Annotated in this window: 6 protein-coding genes; all 6 read right to left on the reverse strand. The window is 50.6% G+C overall.

Translation table 11 applies throughout. The annotated features are described in order from the left end of the window. Window positions 1–162 precede the first annotated feature (162 nt). Window positions 163–822, reverse strand: a complete 660-nt coding sequence (locus tag H8711_RS13130) for an SIMPL domain-containing protein (RefSeq protein WP_249283830.1) — start codon at window positions 820–822, stop codon at window positions 163–165. Continuing rightward, window positions 819–1478 (reverse strand): vWA domain-containing protein, encoded by a 660-nt coding sequence (locus H8711_RS13135; RefSeq protein ID WP_249283831.1) that lies wholly within the window; start codon window positions 1476–1478, stop codon window positions 819–821. The genes H8711_RS13130 and H8711_RS13135 overlap by 4 nt, the downstream gene beginning before the upstream one ends. Window positions 1479–1580: 102 nt before the next feature. Then, the gene (locus tag H8711_RS13140; protein WP_008396798.1) at window positions 1581–2003 is read right to left on the reverse strand and encodes a YolD-like family protein; all 423 of its coding nucleotides are present in this window, start codon (window positions 2001–2003) and stop codon (window positions 1581–1583) included. Beyond that, on the reverse strand, window positions 2000–3508 hold the full coding sequence (locus H8711_RS13145; protein ID WP_249283832.1) for a Y-family DNA polymerase: 1509 nt from the start codon (window positions 3506–3508) through the stop codon (window positions 2000–2002). Before H8711_RS13145 ends, H8711_RS13140 begins: the two co-directional genes overlap by 4 nt. Window positions 3509–3530: 22 nt before the next feature. After that, a complete protein-coding gene (locus tag H8711_RS13150; protein ID WP_249283833.1) occupies window positions 3531–5063 on the reverse strand; it encodes a sodium ion-translocating decarboxylase subunit beta in 1533 nt (510 codons plus the stop codon). Window positions 5064–5068: 5 nt separating this feature from the next. Continuing rightward, the gene (locus H8711_RS13155) at window positions 5069–6106 is read right to left on the reverse strand and encodes an O-acetyl-ADP-ribose deacetylase (RefSeq protein WP_177716176.1); all 1038 of its coding nucleotides are present in this window, start codon (window positions 6104–6106) and stop codon (window positions 5069–5071) included. Between the last annotated feature and the right edge of the window lie 45 nt (window positions 6107–6151).

Here is a 6151-nt window from a genome sequence, read left to right on the forward strand (position 1 = left end):
GGTCTCCTTAACTGATTTTTCTCCGGTGGGTACTCACCGGATTTGCTTGCTAATCTCCCAAAATCGTATTCCCCGAAGATTCCTCCGTGAAATGTCCCTTCACTTTACAACGGACACAATAAGAGCGTTTGTTGAGTACCGGATTTCAAAAAAGTCAAAAAATTATTGGATTTCCCATGTAAAAGCCACTGTGTCTGTCACATCAATATCATCTGGCTCAATCTCAGGTGCGGCGCACTTGCTCATTGCCATAAGCGGCTGAATACAGTCTTCGACCTCATAACTCGTTCTGGAATACACATTGAGTTCGCCCCAGTTGTAGTCGATATTGAGTAGCTGCCCAAGCGTACTGCTTGATGCTTTGCAAAGAATCTCCGCCTTCGCTCTGGCATTCTCCGTCGCGCTGATCAGCAGCTTTTCGCTGACCGCTGATGGGTTTCTTACAGTGAATGCAATACTGAGTTCCGGCTTTGCACCGCAATCCGCAATCGCAGAAATGACCTTTGCAAGCTGTTTGCTGTCAAAGTCAAAGGCAAATTTCAGACGATAGCTGCAAGCATACCCGGCAAACTCTCGCTTGTAATTTCCTTGCCGATCCTTGACGTTCTCGTACCTTGTCTGGACATCAAAGCTCGTGGTTTTCAAGTCTTCCTTGTGATACCCAACGCGGACTGCGGCACCTTGCATTTTTTCGATCCTCTCGGCAGCTTCCGACATTGCACGGTCATAGGATTCAGATAAGGCTTCAATGTTCAAGGTGAGGATGATGTAATCCGGTCTTGCGGAGACATTGCCTGTCCCTTTTACGGTGATCGTACTCATTGCTTTCTCCCGTCCTTTCTGGAATTAAAGTCCTCATCAATACGCTTTTTCCAATTCGTCCCCAGAGGTACGCTGCAACGGACAGCAGAAACCGCTTCGCTCAGAACCTCATAGTTGAGCTGCGTTCCCTTATGGTCAGAGTGATAATTGACCGCTCGGTCTGCTCCAATACCGAAGTGCTTTGCCGTTTCAACTGCGTCAATATTTGCGCCGAGGAATAGAAACTCCCAGCCGTACTTTTCCTTCTGCCGCTCGATCATTTTCTTAACTGTCTCGCTGTCATAACGGCGGCTTGCATTCTCCATGCCGTCCGTTGTGATGACGAACAGCGTATGTTCAAGGACATCCTCATTTCTTGCGTACTTGTGGACATTCCCAATGTGATGAATTGCTCCGCCGATAGCATCCAGAAGGGCAGTACATCCGCGAACGGAATAGTCCCTGTCGGTCATCGGCTCCACCTTCTGAACCGGCACACGGTCATGGATAACCTCGCTCACGTTGTCAAAGAGAACGGTAGAGATCAATGCCTCGCCATTCTCTTTTTTCTGCTTTTCAATCATGGAGTTGAATCCTCCGATGGTGTCTGTTTCCAGTCCGCTCATAGAGCCGCTGCGATCAAGGATGAATACAATCTCCGTCAAGTTCTTTCTCATGTTCAGTACCTCCGTATATAAAAAATATGACTGCTTGGTGTTTCACCTTACAGTCATATTGTACTTCGGTATTCACTTCATTTGGTCGCATGGCAAGCGACATTATTCTAAGGACAAGAACAGCTCTCCGTCAATGCTTAGGATGTCATCCATCGGAATCTTCGTGCCGTCCTGCATGGTAATCAGGCGCTCAAAGTCATCAACCTTTATGACTGCGCCGGTTGCAGTTACATACGCACCGCCAGCTTTGCGCTCATCAGGTTTGAAGTAGGTTATTTCAACCTCCGGCTCTTCATCAAGGGCATCCATGAGAAGCTGATACCTCATGTTCAAAGCGGTCAAGGCTCCCTCATCAAGCTCAATCCTTTCGTCGGTCAGACGCCCGGTTTCCTTGATTGCAGAATCATAGCCGGTGAGGGCGGCAAAGGGCGCAAACTGCGCTGCACGATCTGACATCGGCATTTGTGGTCGCGTTTTGGAAACGTGGTGAGGAAGTCCCATGATCTCGTCGTATTTTCCGTTCACGCCTTATGCCCTCCAATCTGCGCATTGCGGTCTTTAGCGGTTGCACCTTCTTCAAGATTCATCGCCTTGAGGATGGCGTTCTTCCCGTATTTCTTCTTGATCGCAAGCGTGGCGGCTTGTATCTTCCGCTCACGCTCCAAGGCGGCATTCTCAGCTTTCTGTTTTTCCTCTTCGGCGGCATAGTCGGTGAAGAGGTCGAGCTGGACAGCGCCGTCGTTTTTCTTCGGGGCATCCGCTTCCGGGAGGACATGATTTGCCACAACATACATACGGCGGACGAGCAGATTCTTGTCCACGATCCGGTCAAAGAGTTCTGACACGGCACACATTATTTTTCGGGTAGAGGATGTGTGACCGTCGAGGTTAATAGAGCCGTGCGCCTGTTTCGGAATCTGCCTCCCATAATGATCTGTCTCAACCGCGCCGTGATACTTTGCCCGTCGTGCCGGATCGGTCAGGTTCTCAATGTCATAGCCGATGGTGAGAACCATCTGATCGGTGACAAGCCCCTTGTCCACCAAGTCCAGCACAAGCAAGTCCGTCATTTCCCGCACAACCAGCTTCGCCTTCTGCGGCTCATAGGGACAGTGCAATACCTGACCGGAGCTGAGGCTGTTGGAGCTGGGACGGTACGCCTTGATTGCCTCAATGGTCGTAGGCTCCCAGCCCCACGCATGGTCGATGAGCAACTCCGCATTCTTGCCGAACAGCTTGTAAAGCAAGTCCTCGTTCCGCTCTGAACAGAGGGCAACATCGCCCATCGTAAACATCCCATTTTGCTCAAGTTTCTTGGCAATGCCCCGACCCACGCGCCAGAAGTCCGTGAGAGGCTGATGAGACCAAAGCTCACGTCGGAACTTCATCTCATCCAGCTCTGCAATGCGGACGCCGTTCTTATCGGCGGGGATGTGCTTTGCCACAATGTCCATTGCCACTTTGCAGAGGAAAAGATTCGTGCCGATTCCTGCGGTTGCTGTGATGCCGGTTGTTTCAAGCACATCGAGGATGATCTTCATGGCGAGATCATGGGCGGAGAGCTTGTAGGTGTTCAGGTAGTCCGTCACGTCTATGAACACCTCGTCGATGGAGTAGACTACGATGTCCTCCGGCGCGATGTACTTGAGGTAGACCTGATAGATGCGGGTGCTGTACTCCATGTAGTACGCCATTCGAGGCGGCGCGATGATGAAGTCAATCGCCAGAGACGGGTTTGCTTGCAGCTCCGAGAAGAAGTGTGATGTGCCGTCCAGCCTGTGTCCCGGCGCGTCGTGCTGCCGTCCGGCATTTGATTCCTTCACACGCTGCTTGACTTCAAACAGCCGTCCGCGTCCGGAGATGCCGTAGCTTTTGAGGGAGGGAGTAACGGCAAGGCAGATGGTCTTGTCCGTCCGGCTCTCATCTGCGACAACGAGGTTTGTGTCCAGAGGATCTAAGCCACGCTCACGGCATTCCACGGAGGCATAGAAAGATTTCAGGTCGATTGCAATGTATATGCGCTGCTTCATCTTCTGCGCCTCCGATTTCTTCTCAGATTAGCTCTAATGACATTTCATTGGAGTTTTTGATGTTGAATACGATACGCCATTCAATATCACCCTCCACCGGCTCAAAGTGTAGAGCGGAACAAGCTGCATGGAGTTTTTCCTTCGAGCTGCCTCCACATACGATTGCGGTTGGTCCGTCCGCGCCGCCGATAATGCCGATACAAGCCATATCGTTTCGTACCTCCGGTGCATAGCGGTCAGAGCATGGCGCAATTTCCAAAGGCTTGTCCCCCTCAGCACAATCACAGATCGAAATATCGCTGTCCGGTTCAGGAGAAAGCGTATAGCTCATGGCGGTAAAATACGTCGGATAAAACCAGCGGTCAGAGCCGAAACGCTTTTCGGAAATTGTCTGCCGCTCCAATTCCTGTACGGTTAATGTGTATTTTGTGCCGCTGACCGGATGGGTGAAAGAAAACGAATCGCCGGGAGCGTGTGTCTTGAAATGTGGTCCTGGGACACGGCATGACCGCTGCTCCATCGTAAAGGAGAGGGATTTTATTTCAGTACGGCGTTTGCTTGCCCACGGAAAAGCTGCCCGAAAAATCATCCATCCATAGGATATATCCAAGTCATAGTGTTCCAACGCCCACTTTGCCTCCAATTCATTGATCATCCCATCCGGCAAACACGGATTATAAACCACCGAGCAGCCGTGGGAGGTTCGCATTGTTTTCCCGTTCAATTCCAAACGAGGAATAAAGTCAAGGCAAAGCGGATTGTCTAAATCAATTTGCATTTGCTGCTCCTGCGTGAAGTATTCGCAGGAGTCGTTTTCGGGGTGCAAATCCCATTTCGTCATGAACTTGCGGATGTCATCCTCTGGGGTGCGCATACAAAAGTCCATGACGAGTCCCTTGCTGCAAGAATACGCCGCAGGAATAACCCAATGATGTCCTGCCCAGTCAAATTGCTTATTCAACCGGAGTTCCGTTCCGGAACGGTCTTTTCCTGAATGTCCCCAGAAGTCTCCATCAAAGTAGACCTTCCATTCAGGTATGGTCGGTTCTGCTTCCGGGTTCATATCAACATCATAATAGTCCTCGGTGTACTTGATCTTGCTATAATCAAAGGATGCTTGCAGCTTTTTGATGTATGCCCACGGTTGTTCCATAGGCGTCAATTTCATTTTCTCGGCAAGCTCTGATAGCGCTTTTTTCTGTTCATGCGTCGGAGGGTTGTCCCGCAAAAAGGCTTCAAATTGGGCTTTTTCCCACATCCACGCCTGTTCCAACGCTGCCGAATCACCGCAAGCAAGGAGCAGCCTCAGAAAGTCTGCAAAATTGTTTGCCAGCGGATGAACGAAATCCGGAGCCGAGTTCATGGGGCTGACGGAAAATACCATACTGCCGAAGCCTCGAACAAAGCAGAAGTGAATGCCATCCACGCCAGCCCAGCCAAAAATAGATGCACCTTTGGGCGTGCAAAAGTAAGGGTTGTTATCTTCACGACACTCCACTCCTACGACAGAGAGTTCAATACCACTTCGCAAAAATTTCTGAAATACTTTATCCATAGACCTTATGCTCCTATTAAACTCTGGTCAAATGCAAACAGAGCCTCGTTGATCTCAAAGACGTTATAGTTCCCGCGCTCCACGAAATACTCCACGATGATGTCAAACTTATTGGAATGGGAGAGCGCAAAGCCAGCCTTCATGAGCATATCCTTCATTTCCACAAGTGGCAACTCAAGGGCGATGGCAAATGCAATGACGGTGGGCTTGGAAGGTTTGTAGGACTTGTCCGAGCGGATCTTCGAGAAGAGCTTCCGGTCAATATTCGCCTTCTTGTAGCACTGCGCGTCCGTCATGCCGCGTTCATCAATCTTCCGCAGAAGCATCTCGGAAAAGCTCTCATCAATCTGTCCCAGTGCATCGTCAAGAGTTGCTGCCTTTTCGGAGCTGACTGCCATAGGAGCTGTGAGCTTTTCAATAGCTTCATCGCAAACGGATGACTCGCAGGGCATCGGCTCTTCCATACGGAAGGCACTCATTCTGCGCAGTCGCTCGGAACGACTATCGGTATGTTCGTCCACATAGCGGTCATCTATGTATGAAGCAATGTCGGCAAACAGCTTGCCGCTGATCTGATAGGCTTTGCGGTCGAAAATGACGATGTACACCGTCATTTCGTTTTCAAGAAGGAAGCTGCTGATAGTGTCAATCGCAACCTTGAGGGCCTGATCCTTTGGATAGCCGAAAATGCCGGAAGAAATCAGCGGGAACGCAACCGATTCACATCCGTATTCCTTCGCTATCATTAGCGAAGTCTGATAGCATGAGATCAGCAGTTCGCGCTCACCATGCCGCCCGTCATACCAGCGCGGACCGACTGCGTGAATGACATATTTGCAGGGTAGCTTATAGCCCTTCGTGATTTTTGCGCTCCCAGTTTCGCAGCCGTGGAGCGTTTCACATTCCGCCAGCAGCTCCGGTCCTGCAGCACGATGAATGCAGCCATCCACACCGCCGCCACCCAGCAGCGACTCGTTGGCAGCGTTGACGATGGCGTCCACCTTCATTTTTGTGATGTCATTTCTGACGATTTGAAGCGGCATTATTCAGTCCTCCGTCCGGTTACTTCGCGCCGGTCAGCAGCTTGT

Source organism: Ligaoa zhengdingensis (genome assembly GCF_014384885.1).
GTDB classification, from domain to species: Bacteria; Bacillota; Clostridia; order Oscillospirales; family Ruminococcaceae; genus Ligaoa; species Ligaoa zhengdingensis.

Excerpts from the sequence above, each read along its gene's own strand:
- H8711_RS13145 (WP_249283832.1), bottom strand. The coding sequence starts at position 3,508 with ATGAAGCAGCGCATATACATTGCAATCGACCTGAAATCTTTCTATGCC.
- H8711_RS13135 (WP_249283831.1), bottom strand. The coding sequence starts at position 1,478 with ATGAGAAAGAACTTGACGGAGATTGTATTCATCCTTGATCGCAGCGGC.
- H8711_RS13155 (WP_177716176.1), bottom strand. The coding sequence starts at position 6,106 with ATGCCGCTTCAAATCGTCAGAAATGACATCACAAAAATGAAGGTGGAC.
- H8711_RS13130 (WP_249283830.1), bottom strand. The coding sequence starts at position 822 with ATGAGTACGATCACCGTAAAAGGGACAGGCAATGTCTCCGCAAGACCG.
- H8711_RS13150 (WP_249283833.1), bottom strand. The coding sequence starts at position 5,063 with ATGGATAAAGTATTTCAGAAATTTTTGCGAAGTGGTATTGAACTCTCT.